Annotated in this window: 20 protein-coding genes; 16 read left to right on the top strand and 4 right to left on the bottom strand. The window is 61.6% G+C overall.

Translation table 11 applies throughout. The features are described from left to right. Positions 1-136: 136 nt before the first annotated feature. On the bottom strand, positions 137-2,488 hold the full coding sequence (locus tag CENDO_RS07155; protein ID WP_136141422.1) for an acyltransferase family protein: 2,352 nt from the start codon (positions 2,486-2,488) through the stop codon (positions 137-139). A gap of 422 nt (positions 2,489-2,910) precedes the next feature. On the opposite strand from CENDO_RS07155, the gene rpsP reads away from it, so the two are divergent. The 3 genes from rpsP to trmD all read left to right on the top strand — a co-directional run bounded on the left by rpsP (position 2,911) and on the right by trmD (position 4,991). Next, positions 2,911-3,426, top strand: a complete 516-nt coding sequence (gene rpsP, locus CENDO_RS07150; RefSeq protein WP_136141421.1) for a 30S ribosomal protein S16 — start codon at positions 2,911-2,913, stop codon at positions 3,424-3,426. Between the two features lie 198 nt (positions 3,427-3,624). Further along, positions 3,625-4,122, top strand: coding sequence for a ribosome maturation factor RimM (rimM, locus tag CENDO_RS07145; RefSeq protein WP_136141420.1), 498 nt, complete (start codon positions 3,625-3,627; stop codon positions 4,120-4,122). Next, entirely contained in the window at positions 4,119-4,991 is an 873-nt protein-coding gene (trmD, locus tag CENDO_RS07140) for a tRNA (guanosine(37)-N1)-methyltransferase TrmD (RefSeq protein ID WP_136141419.1), read from the top strand. Before rimM ends, trmD begins: the two co-directional genes overlap by 4 nt. Before the next feature lie 17 nt (positions 4,992-5,008). Here the strand turns inward: trmD and CENDO_RS07135 are convergent, their stop codons facing one another. Both CENDO_RS07135 and CENDO_RS07130 read right to left on the bottom strand, forming a co-directional pair. Continuing rightward, positions 5,009-5,980 carry an SdpI family protein gene (locus CENDO_RS07135; protein WP_136141418.1) on the bottom strand — a complete coding sequence of 324 codons (972 nt, stop codon included), beginning with the start codon at positions 5,978-5,980 and terminating at the stop codon, positions 5,009-5,011. Further along, positions 5,980-6,339 (bottom strand): GntR family transcriptional regulator, encoded by a 360-nt coding sequence (locus CENDO_RS07130; RefSeq protein WP_136141417.1) that lies wholly within the window; start codon positions 6,337-6,339, stop codon positions 5,980-5,982. The genes CENDO_RS07135 and CENDO_RS07130 overlap by 1 nt, the downstream gene beginning before the upstream one ends. Before the next feature lie 104 nt (positions 6,340-6,443). On the opposite strand from CENDO_RS07130, the gene CENDO_RS07125 reads away from it, so the two are divergent. The 3 genes from CENDO_RS07125 to CENDO_RS07115 all read left to right on the top strand — a co-directional run bounded on the left by CENDO_RS07125 (position 6,444) and on the right by CENDO_RS07115 (position 10,580). Next, a complete protein-coding gene (locus tag CENDO_RS07125) occupies positions 6,444-8,768 on the top strand; it encodes a Tex family protein (protein ID WP_136141416.1) in 2,325 nt (774 codons plus the stop codon). A 55-nt stretch (positions 8,769-8,823) separates the two neighbouring features. Next, positions 8,824-9,675 (top strand): pantoate--beta-alanine ligase, encoded by an 852-nt coding sequence (gene panC, locus CENDO_RS07120; protein WP_136141415.1) that lies wholly within the window; start codon positions 8,824-8,826, stop codon positions 9,673-9,675. Positions 9,676-9,782: 107 nt separating this feature from the next. Further along, entirely contained in the window at positions 9,783-10,580 is a 798-nt protein-coding gene (locus tag CENDO_RS07115) for a YwiC-like family protein (RefSeq protein ID WP_136141414.1), read from the top strand. 16 nt (positions 10,581-10,596) lie between these two features. On the opposite strand, the gene panB is transcribed toward CENDO_RS07115, so the two are convergent. Continuing rightward, positions 10,597-11,430: a 3-methyl-2-oxobutanoate hydroxymethyltransferase gene (gene panB / locus CENDO_RS07110; protein WP_136141413.1), complete on the bottom strand. Its 834-nt coding sequence runs from the start codon at positions 11,428-11,430 to the stop codon at positions 10,597-10,599. Between the two features lie 270 nt (positions 11,431-11,700). Between panB and rplS the strand changes: the two genes are divergently transcribed. The 10 genes from rplS (at position 11,701) to CENDO_RS07060 (ending at position 20,767) form a co-directional block, all read left to right on the top strand. After that, entirely contained in the window at positions 11,701-12,045 is a 345-nt protein-coding gene (gene rplS, locus CENDO_RS07105; protein ID WP_136141412.1) for a 50S ribosomal protein L19, read from the top strand. 381 nt (positions 12,046-12,426) lie between these two features. Beyond that, positions 12,427-13,221, top strand: a complete 795-nt coding sequence (gene lepB, locus CENDO_RS07100) for a signal peptidase I (protein ID WP_136142198.1) — start codon at positions 12,427-12,429, stop codon at positions 13,219-13,221. Further along, a complete protein-coding gene (gene lepB / locus CENDO_RS07095; protein WP_136141411.1) occupies positions 13,199-14,107 on the top strand; it encodes a signal peptidase I in 909 nt (302 codons plus the stop codon). Before lepB (CENDO_RS07100) ends, lepB (CENDO_RS07095) begins: the two co-directional genes overlap by 23 nt. 6 nt (positions 14,108-14,113) lie before the next feature. Then, a complete protein-coding gene (locus CENDO_RS07090) occupies positions 14,114-14,785 on the top strand; it encodes a ribonuclease HII (protein WP_136141410.1) in 672 nt (223 codons plus the stop codon). 51 nt (positions 14,786-14,836) lie between these two features. Then, positions 14,837-15,142, top strand: coding sequence for a DUF2469 domain-containing protein (locus tag CENDO_RS07085; protein ID WP_136141409.1), 306 nt, complete (start codon positions 14,837-14,839; stop codon positions 15,140-15,142). Between the two features lie 333 nt (positions 15,143-15,475). Next, a complete protein-coding gene (locus CENDO_RS07080) occupies positions 15,476-15,865 on the top strand; it encodes a YraN family protein (RefSeq protein WP_136141408.1) in 390 nt (129 codons plus the stop codon). Next, positions 15,852-17,471, top strand: a complete 1,620-nt coding sequence (locus CENDO_RS07075) for a YifB family Mg chelatase-like AAA ATPase (RefSeq protein ID WP_136141407.1) — start codon at positions 15,852-15,854, stop codon at positions 17,469-17,471. Before CENDO_RS07080 ends, CENDO_RS07075 begins: the two co-directional genes overlap by 14 nt. A gap of 2 nt (positions 17,472-17,473) precedes the next feature. After that, positions 17,474-18,664 carry a DNA-processing protein DprA gene (dprA, locus tag CENDO_RS07070; protein WP_136141406.1) on the top strand — a complete coding sequence of 397 codons (1,191 nt, stop codon included), beginning with the start codon at positions 17,474-17,476 and terminating at the stop codon, positions 18,662-18,664. Between the two features lie 107 nt (positions 18,665-18,771). After that, positions 18,772-19,746: a serine hydrolase gene (locus CENDO_RS07065; RefSeq protein WP_246014208.1), complete on the top strand. Its 975-nt coding sequence runs from the start codon at positions 18,772-18,774 to the stop codon at positions 19,744-19,746. A gap of 103 nt (positions 19,747-19,849) precedes the next feature. Beyond that, the gene (locus CENDO_RS07060; protein ID WP_210726523.1) at positions 19,850-20,767 is read left to right on the top strand and encodes a tyrosine recombinase XerC; all 918 of its coding nucleotides are present in this window, start codon (positions 19,850-19,852) and stop codon (positions 20,765-20,767) included. Positions 20,768-20,776 lie beyond the last annotated feature (9 nt).

Raw genomic sequence — 20,776 nt, 5'->3', positions numbered from 1 at the left:
AAGAATCGAGGCCCTCTAGCTTAACCACCGAGGCGGTGGCGGCTAGAGGGCCTTGAGCATTTACGGCCTCCCGTGCAGTAGGCGCTGCCTAGGGGGAGCGGCGTGGGGCCGGGCGAGTAAGCGGTGAGGGCGCGTGCTAGACCGCGTCATCCTCACCAAACGGTGTGGGGTAGGGCGCCGTCCCGTAGACCGCCGAGGCGGGATCCTGGTAATAGAGGGGATCCTCGGTTAGTGCGGTGCCCGGGTCAACCGGATTCGCCGGGGCTAACTGCGGTGAAGAATCCGGCACGATGCCTGGGTCCGTCACGGCCGGCGGCGTGCCCTCCACCGGAGGGGCTGGGGCCACGTACCCCTCGGGGATTTCCTGCTGGACCGGGGTTCCATCGAGGAAGGGCCTGAGCTCCTCGCGGAGCAATGGCATCGCGGAATCCGCGAAGGCGTTGGTGATGTGGTGCATATCGCGGTAGACCATGGTGTTGCCGATGACCACGGGGCAATTGACTTCATCGCAGAACCAGTCCGAGGTATCAATCGCGATCATGTTGGGCCACTGCGCCAAGATTGGGATGGATGGGTCGAACGGCTGATACACCTGGTTGCGTTGCATGCCGCAGCCAATCGCATCCTCGGTGGCCACGTAGCACTCATCGAACTCGCGGGCCTGGCCCTCAGAATCAAAACCCCAGGGGTTATCCCGGAAGCCCAAAAATGGGATCTCATTTTCCGCAAGGACCTCCCAGAATCCCACGTAACCCGCAGGGACCACATCGGGTCCTAATCCGAACTCGGACTGCGGGCGGGTGGTATTGGAGATCACAAGCGCCGGATCCGCCTCGACTATCTTGTCGATGGCGAGCCTGCCCCATTCGGCGCATTCCGGGGTCACCGTGACCTCACCAAGCTCTAGCGGGCAGTCCTGGCGCAAAAGCGGCACCAACTTGAATCCCATTTCCTTGCCCAGCCGGTCGAGCGGCGAAGCCCACTGCTCCGCGTGTGAGCCACCAACCAGGTAAACCTCGGTTTCGGCGTTGGCATCGCCAAAGATACACGGATCGCCGTTTTTATCCTCAGTGATGAACTTGTTAGGCAGTTCGTCCTTTGCGACGAAGCAATGCTGGGTGGCGATCGGCGGCATCATATTGCCAACAAGCACCGGATCGGGCTGATACTCCACGTTTGCGGGCGTATCCTCGCCGAAGAGCGCCATAACGCCTGGATAGCGCGTTGGATCGAGGGTCTTTTCGTTCTCGGAATTAACCGAGTGAGCGAACACCGGCTGAAGCGCTAGGAGTGCTACCGAGCAGGCTCCCACTACGGCACCACCGGCGGCGCGCATGCCCCCGGCGCGTTCTTTCATGGAGGCTAGGGCCTTGTTGACTGGCATATCGCTGGCCACGGGGCGCTTGCGATGCTGGCGGAGTGGGGCCTCGACAAAGCGGTGGGTGAGATCCGCGAGCAGCAGGGAAGCGGCGATGATGATGACGCCCAGCCACCACGGTGGGGTATCGAACCCCAGCGCGGAGGTGGACAGGATCAGCAGCGGCCAGTGCCATAGGTACAGGGAATAAGCAATATCGCCCAGCCAGCGCGCATTCTTCGAGGCCATGGCCCGCGAAATCCGCCCGCCGCCGCCGAGGATGATGAGCGCGGCGCCGCCTAGCGGCAGCAGGGACAGGGGGCCGGGGAAGGCCGTGGAATCAGCAATCAATGCGCCGGTGAAGACCAGGAGCAGCAGGCCCAGCGCGGTTAACGGGTCGCGCAGGCGCTCTGGGATCCTAATTTTGGGGCCGTAGATAGCGAGCACGGCACCAAGGGTGAGCTCCCAGACGCGAGACCACGTTGAGTAGTAGTTCTGGGGAGTTCCATACAGGCCGAAGCGGGAAGCGTAGGCAAAGGAGGCAACGGTGATGACGATAAGCAAAGGCCCAGCGATTCGGTTCACGCTGAGCTGCTCCGCCGCGCCCAGGCCGGCGGTCCTGCGGCGGTACTTCATCCATGCGCCCAGAATGAGCGCCAAGGCGATGCCCATGATGTAGAACTGGCCCTGGACGGACATGGACCACATGTGCTGCAGCGGCGAGGTGTCCGCCGAGGCGGCCGCGTAATCCGCATTCTGACGAGCCAATTCCCAGTTTTGGAAATAAAGCATGGTCGCCGTGACCTGCTGCGTCAGCTCCAGCCGCAGGAGCTGCGGAGTCAGCCAGGAGACCAGGAGCATGGTCACGCCGATGACTAGGACCAGGGCGGGCAGCAGGCGGCGCAGCATGCGCCAGATTGGCCACCACGGGTTCAGCGAAGCATCCGGCTTGCCGGCGTAGCGCAATTGTGAACCCAAGAAGAAGTACCCGGATAACAGGAGGAATACATCTACACCGCCCGAGACGCGGCCCACGAAGACGTGGTAGATAACCACAAGCGCGATTGCGATACCGCGGAGCCCGTCGAGGTCATAGCGGTACCGGAAGCTGCGGGGGGATTCTTTAGTCATTCTGCGGAACTGCTCACATCCGTTGTTGGAAACCCCAATCATGAAACCTCGACGGCATGGCAGCGGCCGTTTATTGATATCCAGAAATGGGATACTGCCAAAGTCTCATATTGAGTAGAACTGCTTGTGCCCGATATAGGCTACCCCACGTGAATCGAATAGGAGCCCTTAGCCACGTTCATCCGCCAAGAATTTGGCTTTCCCCGCGTGATCTGTAAGATTATTCAGGTTGTATGTCCTAGCGTCTTAACCGGCTAGCGGCGTGCGACCCCGCAAATTTCATATTTTTCCTGCATAACACTGTATCCGGCCATGGCCGGCCAGTACGTCACCTGCAGGTTAAATCCAAGGGCTGAACCGGCGCACAGGAAAATAATGTGCGTGTCTATGAACTGCCCAGTGACTTAAGAAAAGGAGCCATCATGGCTGTAAAGATCAAGCTTCAGCGTATGGGCAAGATCCGTACCCCTCACTACCGTGTGATCGTTGCTGACGCACGCACCCGCCGTTCCGGCAAGGCTATCGAGAACATCGGTATCTACGAGCCAAAGCAGGAGCCATCCCTCATCAAGATCGATTCCGAGCGTGCACAGTACTGGCTGGGCGTTGGCGCGCAGCCAACCGAGCCTGTTCTGGCGCTGCTGAAGATCACCGGTGACTGGCAGAAGTTCAAGGGCCTTCCAGGTGCAGAGGGCACCCTGAAGGTTGCCGAGGAGAAGCCATCCAAGCTTGACCTGTTCAACGCTGCCCTGGCCGAGGCCAACAACGGTCCTACCATCGAGGCGATCACCGAAAAGAAGAAGAAGGCCAAGGAAGAGGCTGAGGCTAAGGCCGCTGCTGAGGCTGAGGCTGCAAAGAAGGCCGAGGAAGAGGCTGCTGCTGCCGAGGCAGAGTCCGCCGAGGCTTCCGAGGAGAACGCGGATTCCTCCGCTGAGTAATCCTGCCTCGCGCGCTTAGAGCGCACGCGCTTTTCATGCCGCCCCACGGCCACCGGCCTCGTGGGGCGGCATTGGTCATTTGCGGCCCCCTTGAGAATGATGGCGCCAAGCCGCGGCAGCGGACTGTGGGGCGGCCCCGTCTAGACGGCAGGGCGTCCGGTTGTCTCCTTGTGCGGGCATACCGTTATCATGGACGCCATGGAATTGATGATTGGCCGGGTGATAAAGTCCCACGGCATTCGCGGTGAGGTCTCCGTTGAGTCCACCACAGATGAACCAGAAATTCGCTTCGCCCTCGGGGAGGTTTTGCATGGCCGTCAGGGGAAGAAAGAGCATGAACTGACCATCAAGGCGGTTCGCGCACACAAGGGGCGCCTGCTCATCACGTTTGAAGAAATCGCGGACCGCACCGCCGCAGATTCCCTGCGCGGCACGCAGTTTTTCGCGGCCCCCCTGGAAGACCCAGACGATGATGGCTTCTATGACCACGAGCTTGAGGGCCTTCGCGTCATCCATGACGGCAAAGACATTGGTGAGGTCACGGGCGTAACCCACGGGCCGGCGCAATCCCTGCTGGAAGTAGACATCGACGGCAATGAGGTGCTCATTCCATTCGTAGAGGCGATTGTGCCTGACGTGGATTTGGAGGAGGGGACGCTGACCGTCACCCCGCCTGAGGGGCTGCTGGATCTGTGAGGCTCGATGTAATCACCATTTTCCCTGAGTACCTTGACCCACTCCGCCACGCCCTGCTGGGCAAGGCCATAGAACGGGGGGATCTCAGCGTTGGCGTTCACAACCTGCGTGATTGGGCGACGGATGTCCACCAGTCCGTAGATGATTCACCCTTCGGTGGCGGACCGGGCATGGTCATGAAGCCCACCGTCTGGGGCCCGGCGCTCGACGATGTGGCGGCTGGCACCGGCAAGGCCTCCCAGTCCGTGGAGCTTGAGTCTTCATTGCCGCATTTGAATAAGCCGCGCCATGACGATGTGAAAGAGGTGGAGCGCACGCCGTATGAAAAGCGCGAGCACAGGGACGGCGAGGATCCAAGCCTCCCGCTGTTGATTGTCCCCACGCCGACAGGCAAACCCTTTAGCCAAGAGGATGCTCAAGCCTGGTCCAATGAGGACCATATCGTCTTCGCCTGCGGCCGCTATGAAGGCATCGACCAGCGGGTGGTTGATGATGCGGCCCGGCGCTTCCGGGTGCGCGAGGTCTCCATCGGGGACTACGTGCTCATCGGCGGGGAGGTGGCCGTCCTGGTCATCGCGGAGGCCGTTGTGCGGCTTATACCAGGAGTCTTGGGCAATAAGCGCTCCCACGAAGAGGACTCCTTTTCCGACGGCCTGCTCGAAGGCCCAAGCTATACCAAGCCGCGCCAGTGGCGGGGCATGGAAGTCCCGGAGGTGTTGACCTCGGGCAATCATGGCTTGGTGGAGAAGTGGCGGCGCGAGCAATCACTCAAGAAAACGCTGGAACGCCGCCCGGAGCTTTTAGACGGCGCCGTGCTGGACAAGGATGATTTGGCCTTCCTCGAATCCTTGGGCTGGTCCACGCGCTAGCGGGCATTCCGGTGCCCTCAGCGACGCTTGAGCGCGTTGACCACACCGGCTGCGGTAGCCGGCTCGTTGCAGGTGATTTCCAAAATCTTGCCGTCTGTGCGGTTGACCCGCAGCGCTTCGGTTCCCCGGGTGATAAGCCCCGTGCCCCGGGTGCCCCAGCGCCAGCCCCATCCGCCCCACATGCCGAAGTGGACGTTGGAGACCTCCGCGTCCTCTATGTCCTCCAAGGGGATGAAAATGCGGGGAAAGCCAACCAGTGAGCTGGCCTGCACACCGCGGGGAGAAATGGAGACCTTGAAGTAGCTAGAGGCACACACCAGGATCGCCACAACGCACACGACCATAATGGGCCGCCAGTCCTGGATGATGGCGGCGATGACCAGGATGGACAGCAGTGTGCCCGTTGCTATTAGCCACACCACCGCGCCCGGCCGCGCGTAACCAAACCAGCTGGCCGTGGCGCCGTCTGGGAGCGTGAAACTGCGGCCAAAGTCACCGCGCGCGCCGGCGGGCCGGCCCTCCGCACCCCGCGGCGCTGGCGCCGGGGTAATGATTACCCCAACCGCCACACCAATTACGAGGCCGGTGATGAGGGCTAACGCAATGGCGCCAAAACCCAAGCGTGCATCGACGCCGCTAGTGAGATCCAGATTGGCAGCGGTTACCAGCACGATGAGCAAGGCGAGGAATACGCCCAGGCCGGAGGCGGTTCCCGCCAGCCATCGCGCTTGCCCGCCCTGGCGGGTGGTGGGGGATAGGAACATCGACATGAGCGCGGCGGTTGCCACGCAACCTATGGCCAGGGGTACAAATACCGCGCCGGCGGGGTCCATGAATCCATCCGGGGTTCCGTTGGACCTGAAATGGGTTGCCGTATCTTCCGGCAGGCGGTCGAGGACCGTCGAGCCCCACACGCCCGCGGCGGCCAGCGCGCCGAAGGCGGGGGCGGCCATGGTGGCAAAGAACCTAGAGGTCGAGTATGTAGCCATCACGCCAGGCCCTTCTTTCTTAGTGCGTCGGTGACTTCCCTCAGGCTTATGCCCTCCGCCTGTGCCAGCCGGGTTAGTTCTGCAATTAAGGAATCCAGACGGCTGTAGCGGGGCTCATCGAGGGGGTTGCGGGCAATTGTTCCCCGGCCGCGGCGCAGCTCGAGCCAGCCCTCGTCTCGCAGCTGCCGGTAGGCCTGCAGGACGGTGTTGCGGTTCAGATTTAGCGTTTCCGCCAGTTCCACGGCCGTGGGCAGGCGGTCGCCGGGGCGGATGGTCCCCGCGGAGATTTGCTGAATGACTTGGCGAACAATCTGCGAGTACAGCGGCGAATTGTCCGCCGGGTCGAGGATGATGAGCATGCCCCAAATGCTAACACGACTATCACAACTAGTACAATGGGATCCGTAGATTCCGATTGGGGCGGTGAGGGGGCGCGCTGGGCGTGACTGCTAAAATCGTGCGAATGATTGCAGCGACCATCGCCGCCGAATTAGGCGTCAAGGAAAGCCAAGTTGAAACCGCCCTCCAGCTGCTCGCTGAGGGAAATACCGTCCCCTTTATCGCGCGCTACCGCAAGGAAGCGACCGGCGGGCTGGATGATTCCCAGCTACGCACCATCGAAGAACGCGCCGCCTACCTACGCGAGCTGGAGGAGCGCAAGGCGACCATCATGCAGGCCATCGATGAACAGGGCAAGCTAACTGATGAGCTCAAGGCGCTCATCCTGGGCTGTGAGACCAAGGCCCGCCTGGAAGACCTGTACCTGCCGTACAAGAAGCGCCGTAAGACCAAGGCGGACATCGCCCGCGAGGCCGGCCTGGAACCGCTGACGGACAGCCTCATTGATGACCCATCCGCGGATCCCGCGACCCTGGCAGCGGAGTACGTTACGGAGGGCTTCGAGGATACAAAGAAGGCGTTGGATGGCGCCCGCTCCATCTTGATCGACCGCTTCGCGCTGGATGCGGATCTCGTGGGCGAGGTGCGCGAGCGCATGTTTACTGAGGGCACCATGGGCGCTTCCGTGGTCGAAGGCAAGGAGGCGGAGGGCGCCAAATTCAAGGACTATTTTGATTTCTCGGAGCCTTTTTCCAGCTTGCCGTCCCACCGCATCCTGGCCCTGTTCCGCGGCGAGAATGAGGGGGTCCTTCAGCTCAACCTGGACGCCGGCGATGATGCTGTCTACGAGGGGATGATAGCGGACCGGTTCGGCCTGGATACCTCCAGCAAGTGGCTCTCTGATGCCGTGCACTGGGGATGGCGCACCAAGCTTTACATTTCCTCCGGCCTCGACGTGCGCATGCGGCTGAAGGAAGTAGCGGAGGAAGGCGCGCTTAAGGTTTTCGCCACTAACCTGCGCGACGTGCTGCTGGCCGCCCCAGCGGGTCAGCGCGCCACCTTAGGGCTGGACCCCGGCTACCGCAATGGCGTCAAATGCGCCGTGGTGGACCCCACAGGAAAGGTGCTCGATACCGCGATCGTGTACCCGCACCAGCCGCAAAACCAATGGGCCCAGTCCGTCCAAACCCTGGCGGGCCTGTGTGCCGCGCACTCCGTGGATCTTATGGCTATCGGCAATGGCACGGCCTCGCGCGAGACGGAGAAGCTCGCCGGTGAAATTGCGGATCTCATCGCCCAGGCTGGCGGCGCCCGCCCAACCCCGGTTGTGGTGTCCGAATCCGGGGCATCGGTGTATTCCGCCTCGCAGTTAGCGGCGGATGAATTCCCTTCTATGGACGTGTCCCTTCGCGGGGCAGTATCCATCGCCCGCCGCCTGCAGGATCCTCTGGCGGAGCTGGTAAAAATCGACCCTAAGGCCATTGGGGTGGGGCAGTACCAGCATGACGTCAACCAGACCGCCTTGGCGCGCACCCTCGACGGTGTGGTGGAAGACGCCGTCAATGGCGTGGGAGTCGATTTGAACACCGCGTCCGTTCCGCTGCTAGAGCGCGTCGCGGGCGTTAATTCCACCATTGCCGCCAACATTGTGGCCTACCGCGACGAGCACGGTTCCTTTGCCTCCCGCAAGGAGCTTAAAAAGGTCCCACGCCTGGGGCCAAAAGCATTCCAGCAGGCGGCCGGGTTCCTCCGTATCAATGGTGGCAAGGATCCGCTGGATGCCTCGGCCGTTCACCCTGAGGCATACCCGGTTGTGACCCGGATTGCCGAGTCTACCGGCCTCGACGTGGGGGAACTTATAGGCAATACCCGCACTTTGCAGGGCTTGAATCCCGCAGACTTTGCCGACGCCACCTTCGGCGTGCCCACCGTCACGGACATCATCGCCGAATTGGACAAGCCAGGCCGTGATCCCCGTCCGGAATTCGTCACGGCTACCTTCAAAGAAGGCGTCAATAAGGTCTCTGACCTGGTTCCGGGCATGGTTTTGGAGGGCACCGTGACGAACGTGGCGGCCTTCGGCGCGTTCGTCGACGTGGGAGTGCACCAAGACGGCCTGGTGCACGTGTCCGCAATGAGCCATAAATTCATCTCCGATCCCCACGAGGTGGTCCGCTCCGGTCAGGTGGTGAAGGTCAAGGTGATGGAGGTAGACGTTCAGCGTCAGCGCATCTCCTTGTCGCTGCGCCTTGACGACGAACCGGGGCAGGACAACAAGCCTCAGCGCTCCGGCCGCGGCGGTGACCGTGGACGCGGCGGCCAGCAGCGCGCCCGGGGTGGAAACCAAGGCCGCGGCCAGGGCCGGGGCAAGGGCGGTGGCCGGGCCGGTGGAAATGCCGCGGGCGGCTCCTTGGCGGACGCGTTGAAGAAGGCGGGATTCGGCCGCTAATTAAGGGGGCGAATTAATCCCGCGCGGCCCGCCGAGGGGAATAGAATCGGTGCCCATGAATATCACCGAACCCGTAGTGGCGAACACCACTGAGCAGATCCGAACAAAAATCTCCGAATTGCGCAGGGCCCGCGGTGGCGCACCGGTAGTCCTGGTGCCCACCATGGGGGCTCTGCACGAGGGGCATCTTTCCCTGGTCAAGCGCGCCCAGCGCATCGATGGGGCGGTGGTCGTGGTCTCCATCTTCGTCAATCCGTTGCAGTTTGCTGAGGGCGAGGACCTGGATTCATACCCACGCACGCTGGATGCCGATGTGGAAAAGCTATCCAACGTTGGGGCGGATCTGGTTTTCGCCCCCAGCCCGCGGGAGATGTACCCACAGGGGCCGCGCACGCTGATTCATCCCGGGGAGGCCGGTTCCATCCTTGAAGGTGCATCCCGCCCTACACATTTCTCCGGTGTGCTGACCGTGGTCAATAAACTCTTCCAGATCACGGGCTGCACGCACGCCGTCTTCGGGGAAAAGGACTACCAGCAGCTTTTGCTCATCCGCCAGATGGTTCAGGACTTGAACATCCCGGTCGAGGTCATTGGCGCGCCCATAGTTCGGGAGGATTCAGGCCTAGCAAAATCCTCCCGCAACCAGTACCTGAGCGACGATGAGAGGAAGCTGGCCGGCGCGCTATCCCGCGCCCTTCACGTTGCTGCCGGATATGACAGTGCCGAAGAGGTGGTGGCTAAGGCTAAAGAAATGCTCGCGGAACACGAGGGGATAGATCTGGACTACGTGGCCTTGACCAGCGCCGATCTTGGCGAACCCCGGGTGGGGGATAATAGATTGCTCGTGGCAGCACGCGTGGGGGCCACCCGCTTGATTGACAATGTCGCGGTTCGGTTAGCCCATTAGACGCCAGGATGAGGGAGGGGTTCGCGGGTTTAACACGGGAAAACCTGTGATAAAAACCTCGTCAAACTTTCGGATGATTTCCCCGCCCGAGGGATAGGCTCGGTTGCATGAGCAAGCGTCCCTCTCAAGCAATACGCAACGGCTGGGTAACGGACCAGCATGGTTCGTGGCCCATGGGCTTCGTGCCGCTGGCTGTGGGGCTTTGTGTGGCGCAGGACTTGGGGTGGCGCCACGTACTGCTGGTCGCGGCATGGACCTTTGGGTTTTTCTTCTTTGCCGTCGCGGAAAAGTGGCTCAAGTTTAAGTTCCGTCCGCGCTACCGGCCCGCGTTGCTGACCTATCTAGCCCTAACCCTGGTTATGTGCGCGGGACTTGCCATCACCGCGCCCTATATGGCGTGGTGGGCCTTGGTGTATGCGCCGCTAGTCGCAATTTCCTTCTATCAGGCATGGGCGAAAAAGGAGCGTGAGCTGGTCTCACGCGAGGTGGCCATTGTCGCAGCGGCGCTCATTTTGGCCGTAGCGGATAACCTCGGCACCGGCGTGGCATGGTTTGAATCCGGCGGGGTATCGGCAAAGGCCTGGTTGTTTACTTTCTATCTGGGGGCCTATTTCGCCGGCACAGTTCCAGTGGTCAAAACGCTTATCAGGGAGCGGGGGAATAAGGCGTGGTTCGTGGGGTCGATTGCCTATCATGCCGTGATGGCGTTGGTGATGTTTGTTCTCGCCGGCCTCGGAATCCAAACCGGGTGGCAGGCGGCCGTGTGGTGCCTGGCCACCCTGCGCGCCTGGTACCTGCCGGCCTCCGCCGCGCGGACTGGGAAGCAATGGACCCCGCCTGTGGTGGGAGGCGTGGAGTGCGTGTTCACCGCGCTTATGGTTTTAACCTTGCCGTGGGGAATGTAAGGCCGGTTGGCAAGGCCTAAAACTCGTGGCGTTCGGCCGGAAAGTTTCCCTCCGTAACCGCCTGCTTGTACGAGGCGGCAGCGTCAACAAGGCTTGCCCCCACTTCGCCAAAGACGTGGGTGAACTTCGGGCGGTGCCCGTCCGGGAACATTGCGGCCATATCGTGCCAGACCAGAACCTGGGCGTCAGTGGCGCCGCCGGCGCCAATGCCGATGGTAGGGATCGGGCACGAAGCAGTAATGGCCTTTGCCAAAGCCGCGGGCACCATCTCGAAGACCACCATGTCCGCGCCGGCGTCAACTACTGCCTCCACATCCGCGCGGACCTGAGCTCCGGCGTCGCCGCGGCCCTGGACCTTAAAGCCTCCCAGGCTATTCACGGACTGAGGGGTAAAGCCCACGTGTGCGCAGACGGCTAGCCCAGCGTCTTTGAGCGCCTTGATGCGAGGGGCAATGCGAACGCCGCCCTCAAGCTTGACCATGTGGGCGCCGGTGCGGGCTAGCATAGTAGTGGCGGATTTAACCGCCTGCTCGTTGGACGCCTCGTATGTGCCGAAAGGCAAATCCACTATGACCAGCGCATTGCCGGCGCCGCGAACCACGGCGGCGCCGATAAAGGCCATCTCGTCAAAGGAGATTTGGGTGGTCGATTCGTAGCCGAAGACCACATTCGCGGCGGAGTCACCGACGAGGATGCACTCAATGCCCGCCTCGGAAAAAGCCTTGGCCGTGGCATAGTCGTAGGCGGTGAGCATGGCCCAGGGCTCGTGGCCCTTGCGGGCTTGCAAATCGGAGACCCGGATCTTCTTAGTAGGAACCAGGTATCCAACGGAATCAGGCTTGTCAGTCATTGACGCGTAATCCTTTCACCTAAAATAAACAGACCGCCTTGGGTAGGCGGATGGCGGGATAAGAGAGGGTAGACGTTGGAATCATACGCGCCTCGACCGGGAAGGAATGGGGGATTCTCTGCGAAATTAGGCGCGCCGGGCGGGGATTTGAACAAGGCGGGCAAAGTATGGGATACTTCCACGGTTGACTATGTAACGGATACGAACCAGTTAGCCTCCGTATGGTGGCGCTAGGGTCCTCTTTCCCAAACTTAAGAAGGATTAGGTTTAATGACCAACATCATTGACAAGCTCGATGCTGCCTCCCTGCGCGAGGACATCCCAGCATTCCGCCCGGGTGACACCCTGGACGTAAACGTGAAGGTTATCGAGGGTTCCACCCAGCGTACCCAGCTCTTCAAGGGCGTATGCATCCGCCGCCAGGGCTCTGGCATCCGTGAGACCTTCACCGTCCGCAAGGTTTCCTTCGGTATCGGTGTTGAGCGTACTTTCCCAGTACACTCTCCAAACCTTGAGTCCATCGAGGTAGTACGCCGCGGTCGCGTACGCCGTGCGAAGCTGTACTACCTGCGCGAGCTGCGCGGCAAGAAGGCTCGCATCAAGGAGCGTCGCTAAAAGGAAAGCGCATAACGCGCGCCTTTAAGGCCCGTCACCCCACGCCCGGGGAGACGGGCCTTTTCCTTAACTTGGCTCTTTTTCGATTCTCTTCTTAGAGTCCAGAGGCCAGCCCCTGGGATTGACGCGCCGCGCCGGGGTGAAGCCCCTTCGCCGATTCTCCGCGGACGATCCACTGGCCTGGTAACTCCGCCGCCCGTGGGGTCAGACGTTCCAACGGGGGAGCAGCGAGATGGCGGGCCTCAAAGCGCTAAAACCGTTTCACGTTCCAGGGAAGGGCGGGGAGTTGCTAGTATCTAGCCCGTGACTGATAACAGGGGCCTAAGCCAGCCAGAGCAGAATATCCCACCTCGTAAACAGCAGGTGCCTCCAGCGCAGCCAGTGGTAGGTGAGGAAACGCGCGGCGCCGGCTCACGCTCGGCGGGCGCCCCAGCGGCCCAAAGTGCGGAGGGGAATTCCGAAGCACGCGAAGGGAAAAAGCAGCTTCCATGGCTCGTGGAAACCGGCCTGATCCTGGTCGCTGTCCTGCTTGTCGTGGGGCTGTTCCAGAACTTTGTGGGGCGCCAGTACATCATTCCGTCCGGTTCCATGGAGCCAACCCTGCATGGCTGCGAGGGGTGCACCAACGACCGTGTTTTCGCGGAGCGCGTGAGCCTGTACGGTTCTGATCCCGAGCCGGGAGACGTCATTGTCTTTGAGGGCACCGAGTCCTGGAACATGCTCTACCAGTCGCCGCGGTCTGAGAATCCGTTCATCCACGCACTGCAGGACGGATTGAGCTTCCTATCCCTGGCTCCGCCGGATGAGAATACTTTGGTCAAGCGGGTTATCGCCACCGGTGGCCAGACCGTTTCCTGCCAGGCCGGTGACCCCGCGGTGATGGTCGATGGAAAGCCCATTGATCAGTCTTATGTTCAGTCCCCTCCGGCCTACCCAATAGACCCGAGCACCGGTTCCGAAGCCTGCGGCGGCAATTTCTTTGGTCCAATTACGGTGCCGGCTGATCACTACTTCATGATGGGGGATAACCGCACCAACTCCGCTGACTCCCGCTACCACAGCCAAGATCAGTACAGCGGAACTATCCCTCGCGAAAACGTGCGCGGCAAGGTCATGTTTGTCTTCTGGCCGCTGGACCGAATTAGCGGTGTAGATGACCCAGAAATCCAGCAGTAGCGGCAACCACCCGCGCGCGGGAGGATACCGCAGGGACCCGGCATTCGAAGCGCGCCGAGCGGGCGACGCTTCGCGCGGCAATGCGTATGGACCGCAGGAGCGGCGGGGCGGTGCCCAGAAAGACCCCGGGGCAGGCTCTTCGGCGGGCCCCTCGAGTACGCGTCCCACGCCGGCCGGAGGCCGCGATGACGAGGGCTTGGGCCTCGGCAGCGTTGTGAAGGTCATTGCCTCCGTAGTGGTGTTGATGCTTATCGTGCAAACTTTCGTCGCGCGTTTATACGTCATTCCGTCGGCGTCGATGGAACCTACGTTGCACGGGTGCCCCGGCTGCACCAATGACCGCATTGCGGTGGAGAAAATCAGCTATCGCTTCACAGACCCTGCGCCGGGGGACGTGGTGGTCTTCGCGGGAACGGATTCCTGGAATGTCGATTACAACGTTCAGCTTTCTGACAACGTTATGGCGCGCGGGTTGCAGATCATTGCTGCGAGCCTGGGTATCGGCCCGAGTCCCGAAAATATACTGGTCAAGCGCGTAATCGCTACCGGTGGTCAGACTGTCAAGTGTGAGGCCGGTGACCCCGGGGTAATGGTTGATGGCGTGGCTGTGCCGAGTGAATACACCCTGGATCCTCCCGCCAACCCGATTGATACCACGGTGGGCTCGCGGGCGTGCGGAGGCGAATACTTCGGCCCCGTGGAGGTCCCCGCAGGCTCGTTGTGGGTCATGGGGGACAACCGAACAAACTCCGTGGACTCCCGCGCCCACTTGGGTGATCCATTGCAGGGCACTATTCCGGTGGACAACGTCCGTGGCAAGGTTATGGCGGTAGTACTGCCCGTGTCCCGATTCGGCGCGGTAGACCACGTGGACTTTGGAGTCTAATTCCTCATGCGTCGGGTTAGGGCTCTTAAACAGCAGCGCACCTACGAGGTTGCGCTGTCCAAGGCCGGCTTAGGTCCGGTCGCTGGCGTCGATGAGGCGGGGCGCGGGGCAAGCTGCGGGCCCATCAGTATCGCCGCGTGCGTGCTGCCAGACCGGATTATCCCCGAGTTGGAGCGGCTTACGGATTCTAAGAAGCTCACGCCCGCGGCGCGGGATAAGCTCTATCCCATCATTCAGGACAAGGCCGTGGCCTTTTCGATTGTGCACATCCCCGCCGGCGATATTGACCGCCAAGGGATTCAACACGCCAATTTGTCCGGCATGCGGCGGGCGGTGGCGGGGCTTAAGGTTCATCCGGGTTACGTACTCACCGATGCCATGAAGGTCCCGGGAATGCCGGCACCCCAGCTTCCGATGATTGGCGGAGACGCCGCCGCCCGGTGCATCGCCGCGGCGAGCGTGCTGGCCAAAGTGTCACGCGATCGCATAATGGAGGACCTCGACCGCCGCTACCCGGGTTATGGGCTGGCGGGGCACAAGGGCTATGGAACTAAGATCCATGCGGAGGCCATAGAGCGTCTAGGGCCAACGCCCGAGCACCGGATGAGCTACGCAAACGTGGCTCGCGCGCATGAGATATTTTCCCGCCGCGCGCCTAAACCAAACGCGCCGGCCTAAGCCACTATGCTTGTGGCCTAGTTGACCGTCGCTGTTCTAAGGAGAACGCCAGTGAGTGCTGAGGAACTCGAAAACTACGAGGCCGAGGTAGAACTCTCCCTGTATCGCGAATACCGCGACGTAGTGAGCCAGTTTTCCTACGTCGTGGAGACTGAACGCCGCTTCTACTTAGCCAACGCCGTGGAGCTTATTCCACACACCTCCGGCCCCGACGTCTACTACGAGGTTCGCATGTCCGACGCGTGGGTGTGGGACATGTACCGGTCTGCGCGATTCGTGCGCTACGTCCGAGTCATTACCTACAAGGACGTCAACATCGAAGAGCTTGATAAGCCGGATTTTGTCATGCCGGATTAAAATCGCGAACCCTAAACCTTCTTCCTCCACGGCCCCTGGGGACAGCTCGAAGCGAACGCCGCCGACGAAGCGCCCGGGGGCTTTGGCATACATTGTCGTGGCCCCAAACCATATTGGACTGCCCTCGGCATTCGCCGGTTCCCGCCTTACCGCCGCAAGCCCAAATCTGTGGATAACTCCGGGCAATTGGATAGGAACGTTTACCGCGTTATCCACAGCTATTAGCCCCCGCCCAAAAAATCTTGCGCCCTAAACCCACCCTGGGATTGAGTGGAAGCCATGCAGGAATGCAGGCAATAACCAAACGTCAACCTCGGGGGAGGAATTTTCACCATGTTAAGCGGTTCGCAGCGCGCGGCACAGCGCACGAGCTTAGGAAGAAGGGGAGAGCAATACGCGGCCGGGCTGTACCGGAAAGCGGGGGCCACCATCCTAGCCACCAATGTGCGCTACGCCGTTGGGGAGCTGGACCTGATCGTCCGCGAAGTGGACGGCACCATAGTCTTCGTAGAAGTTAAGACCCGCTCCAGCGCCAATTACGGGGTGGCGGAGGCTGTCACCGCACGCAAATTGACCCGGATGCGCAAGGCCGCCAGCCAATGGCTGCGCGGGATAGAAGGGCCGAGCCTTGCCACCGTGCGTTTCGACGTCATGGCGTTGACGTCTACTCACAAAGGCTTTGAGGTGGACTATTACAGGGACGTGCGCCATGGCGCTGGGTAAGTCAATGACCACGGCACTTGCCGGAGTACTAGCGCACGTTGTGACCGTAGAGGCGAATATCGGCGTAGGTCTGCCAGGCTTTCACGTGGTGGGCCTTGCGGATACGGCAATAAACGAATCGCGCGACCGCATCCGCACCGCGGTGGCCAACTCGCATCTACAGTGGCCGAAGACGAAGGTAGTAGTTTCGATGTCTCCGGCGTCCTTGCCTAAATCCGGATCCCACTTTGATTTGCCGGTCGCTCTGGCCGTTCTCGTGGCGGGGCTGAAAGACACCGGCACCAAGAATCAACAGATGACTGGGACAACTGGCGGCTTCAATGGGGCGGGCTCCCTAAACGACAGGGAAGAATCCACGGGCGTGGATCCATTCTTACGGCTATCGCGCTCCTTAGTCCTAGGAGAACTGGGACTGGACGGTAGCGTGCGCCCGGTCGCCGGAGTAATCCCGGCCCTCCTTGCGGCGCGCAAGCATGGATTCACCACGCTCGTCATCCCGCCGGGCAACGCCGCCGAAGCGGCCCTGGTGCCAGACATGAACGTCCTCGTGGCCGCCACACTCGAAGATGCCTTTGGCTGGGTGCGTGGGACCCGCATGCTTCCCAAGGCCGCTGCCGTGGCGCCGGGCGGCATGCGCAGGCCGGAAAACTCGGGCGCCGACTTTGCCGATATTGCCGGCCAACGCGAGGCCAAGTACGCAGCAGAAGTCGCCGCGGCCGGCGGCCATCACCTGCTGATGATAGGCCCACCCGGCGCCGGCAAATCCATGATTGCCGCCCGCATGCCTTCAATCCTGCCGGAGCTGACAACGGACGAATCCGTGGAGACCACCGCAATCCATTCCATCGCCGGGGCACCGGGTTGCGTGATATCGCGAGCACCGTTCATTGCGCCGCACGCGTCAATCACACGTGCGGCCCTGCTTGGCGGTGGTTCGGGAAACCCTCGGCCGGGTGCGGTAAGCCTGGCGCACAACGGCGTGCTGTTTCTAGACGAAGCCTCGGAAATAGGCGGTTCGGTGCTTGACTGCCTACGCGCGCCCCTAGAAGACGGGGCCGTGCGCTTGGTTCGGGCGCGCCGGGAGGTTATCTATCCGGCCAGGTTCCAACTCATCCTGGCGGCAAACCCGTGTCGTTGCGCCGCTGAAGACCCCACCAAATGCCGATGCAAACCACACGTGAGGGAAAACTACTTGCGCAATATCTCCGGTCCGCTACGGGACCGCCTGGATATGACCGTGAAAGTCACGGGGGATTCAGGACTGTTGAGCGCGGCGCAGGAGGAGGGCTCGGATGTGATTGCGGATAGGGTGGCCGCCGCCCGCGAACGCGCGACGTACCGCTGGCGCCACGACGGGCGCAGCGAGGCTACCAACGCCGCGGTCCCCGGGTCCTACCTGCGCCGTCACCGCCCCGCGGAGGAAACCGCAATGTCTTTACTCGGCGCGTACCTGGCGGACGGTCAACTCAGCCAGCGCGGGGTAGACCGCGCGCTCAAACTCAGCTGGACCCTGTGCGACCTGGACGGTGCACAACAACCAGGAATTGACCACGTAGCCCGCGCGCTGGACCTGCGCGGTGCTCACGTTTTAGGGAGGGAAACTTAAAAATGGCAACACTCAAATTGGACTCACCGATTTATGCCTGGGTGTATCTCAACCGCGTGCTGGAGGGGCCATCGCGGAGCCTTCACGAACTACTCAAGACCCGCTGCGTGGAGGAAATCGCTGAAGGTGTCTACGAGGGCGCGGACTGGCTAGGGCGGTTGCGCGATGAAACATATGCGCGCCGGGACTGGCTGCGCCAAGACGAAGACCTGGAGGCAGCGGAGAGGGTAGGGGCGCGGTTGATTACCGCAGATAGCCCAGATTGGCCCAAGGAGGAGTTTGCCTCCGCGTTTGGCTTCTATCATTCGGGACAGGTCGATGCACCGGCGGCATTCGATTCGCTGGCGGTCCCGCCGCATTCCCTTTGGGTGAGGGGAGGAAACCTGCGAACGCTTGCTACCCAGGCAATCGCCGTAATTGGCACTCGCGCTATTACCCGGTACGGCAATGAAGCTACGCGCATGATGGTTGGGGGATTGGTTAAGCATCAGTGGACCATTGTTTCCGGCGGCGCCTTGGGCGTGGACACGGTGGCTCATGAGATGGCGCTTGAGGCTGGCGGGCAGACGGTGGCCATCGCAGCGTGTGGCATTGACCATCCGTATCCGGCGCGTAACACGCGATTGTTTGACCGGATCGCTCACAACGGTTGTGTGGTTACGGAGTTTCCGCCGGGGGCCACCCCGCAGCGGCATCGCTTCCTGACCCGTAACCGCCTGTCCGCGGCGTTGACGTCAGGGACCCTGGTCATGGAGGCGGCGTACAGATCCGGCGCATTAAATACGGCCAATTGGGCGGAGGCCCTTGGCAGGGTAGTCATGGCCGTGCCGGGGCCAATCACGGGGACAAATTCGCTGGGGTGTCATTTGCGCATTCAAAGCGGGCGTGCCCAGTTGGTAACGGGGGTTGATGACGCCAGATCGTTGCTGACGAAAGCGGGTGCGGTGGACCCGGAGGGGCAGTATGAAATTGAATTCTTGAAAACCCCGGTGCAGAAGTTATCCCGCAATGAGTTGCGCGTTTTTGACGCCACCCCGCCGGTGGAGGCGATGATGGGGGCATCCGCGGAAGAGATAGCGCGCGAGGCGGGGATGCGCGTGCCATTGGTGGTCCACCTGCTGGTGGCCCTGGAGAAATCCTCGATGGTCATGCGCACCGGCAGCCTGTGGCAGCGGGTGGGTGAGGAGGGATAACGGGCCCAGTGGGTGCGGGAGGCGGGCCCACAAAGCCACAGTGGCCAGGCTTTTCTTTTTCGTGGTTTTAGGGGTGGGGCGGGAAAAACTGCCCTAAACTGCCAGGTATGAAACTGACCCGTATGCGTCGATTAATTGCCTGCCTATCTGCCGCTGGGCTGCTCGCTGCTGCGTCTCCGGCGGTTGGTGGGGCACAGCCGCTGCCGCACCCCGCTGAGCTGAGCTCCCAGGCGGGCATTGAATTGCCGAAATTCCCGGACCCGCTCAAGACCCCGCAGGCCCAGAGGGTCATCGACGATGCGTGGAAGGCCATTCCGGGCCCGGTGAAGGAGCAATTTAATCTGCCCACGCCGCTCAGTTCCCGGTATCTGAAGCCCAAGAACGCTAAGCCTGGGCGCAGCCTGGCCCCCGCTGCACTGGTCAGTTTTCAATCCGCCGTCGATGCGGTGGTAGCCCGGTACGGGGGTTCGGCGGCCATTGCCTATTCGGATGGGGCCTCCGTGACAGTCGTGGGGGATGACCGTCCACGTGAGTCATGGTCAACCATCAAGGTGCCACTGTCCATTGCCGCGCTACGCGCGAATCCAGCCAATTATGAGCGTGCCCGCGCCGCGGTGACATACTCAGACAATAACGCAACCACCGCCATGTGGAATTCCCTGCCGGCCGGCACCGTCGACCAAGTCATCAAGGAGGGTGGCTCCCGCACCGCCGTGCCTACCAATGGCTGGTGGGGTAATACGCTGTGGTCCACCAGTGAGCAGGCTAAGTTCATCGCGAACATGCCCTGCATCGCCGGCTCCCAACCTGTGGATTCCCTCATGGGGCAAGTCATTGACGAGCAGCGGTGGGGAATTGGCTCGATTCCCGGCGCCCACTTCAAATCCGGTTGGGCCCCGCACAACGGCCGGTGGCACATCCGCCAGATGGGGCGCATTCCGGTAGCCGGCGGTGAGGCAGCCGTGGCCGTGACGGCTGTGCCGGGCAATGGCACTTACGCCGACGCCCTAGCTATGACCAATGAGTTGGGCAATGCTATCCGAGGACAGGTATCGAAGTTGCCGGTGGCCCGTTGCCGGTAGCCCCCGCATGTCCTAAGAGGGATCAAGCGGATGAAGAGTCAACGCCTGGGGCGTGGAAGTGCCCGATGGAATGGATAAAGGGGACCAGCTAGGCTAGGGCCTTATGACACATATGCAGCAATCACCGTCCGATGGGACTAGCAGACCACGGCAGGTCGAGGCTGCGATAGAGGATTTCGCTGAGGATCAGCGCCTCATCCACGGACGTTCGGAAGCTACGGTGAAGGGCTATGTCTCAGATCTTCGCAACCTTGCGCAGACCGTAGGCACGTTCGAAGAGCTTAGCCTCGGTTCCATTCGCGGTTGGTTGGCGCGGGCCGTGGCTGAAGGTAAGGCCCGGTCCACTATCGCCCGGCGCACCGCAGCCGTGCGGGCTTTTTCCCGGTGGGCGATGAAGCAGGGGTATCTCGATTCGGATGTGGCCGCGCGCCTGGTCACGCCTAAGGTGGGCAAGCATCTGCCCACCGTCCTTAGTGAGCGAGAGGCCGGCGAGCTGGTGGGCAATGCCGTAAGCAGTAACGAAACGATGTTCCTGCGGGATAGCGCTATTCTCGAATTGCTGTATGCCACCGGTATGCGCGTGGCGGAGTTGACGGGATTAGATTGCGCCGATGTAGATCTGGCCCGGCGAACGGTCAAAGTCACCGGCAAGGGAAACAAGCAAAGGGTCATCCCGTTTGGTGATAGCGCTCATGACGCGCTAACCCAGTGGTTGGACAACGCCCGCCCGGATATCGCCCGCGGCACCGAGGCCGTGTTCGTGGGGGCGCGCGGTAAGCGGATCGATCAGCGCCAGGTTCGCCGAATAGTCAACGCGGCAGCCCAAGTAACTGGGAGTACTGGATTAACTCCACACGGACTGCGGCATAGCGCGGCGACGCATCTGCTGGAAGGCGGCGCCGACCTTCGCGTTGTGCAGGAAGTTTTAGGCCACGCCTCATTGCAAACCACGCAGGTATATACCCATGTCACCGCGGAACGCTTAAAGCAGGTCTACAACCAAGCCCATCCGCGAGCCTAGGCAGGTTTC

It is taken from the genome of Corynebacterium endometrii (assembly GCF_004795735.1).
GTDB classification, from domain to species: Bacteria; Actinomycetota; Actinomycetes; order Mycobacteriales; family Mycobacteriaceae; genus Corynebacterium; species Corynebacterium endometrii.
The sequence above is the reverse complement of the archived record's forward strand: the minus strand, read 5'-3'. Positions and strand labels throughout refer to the sequence as shown.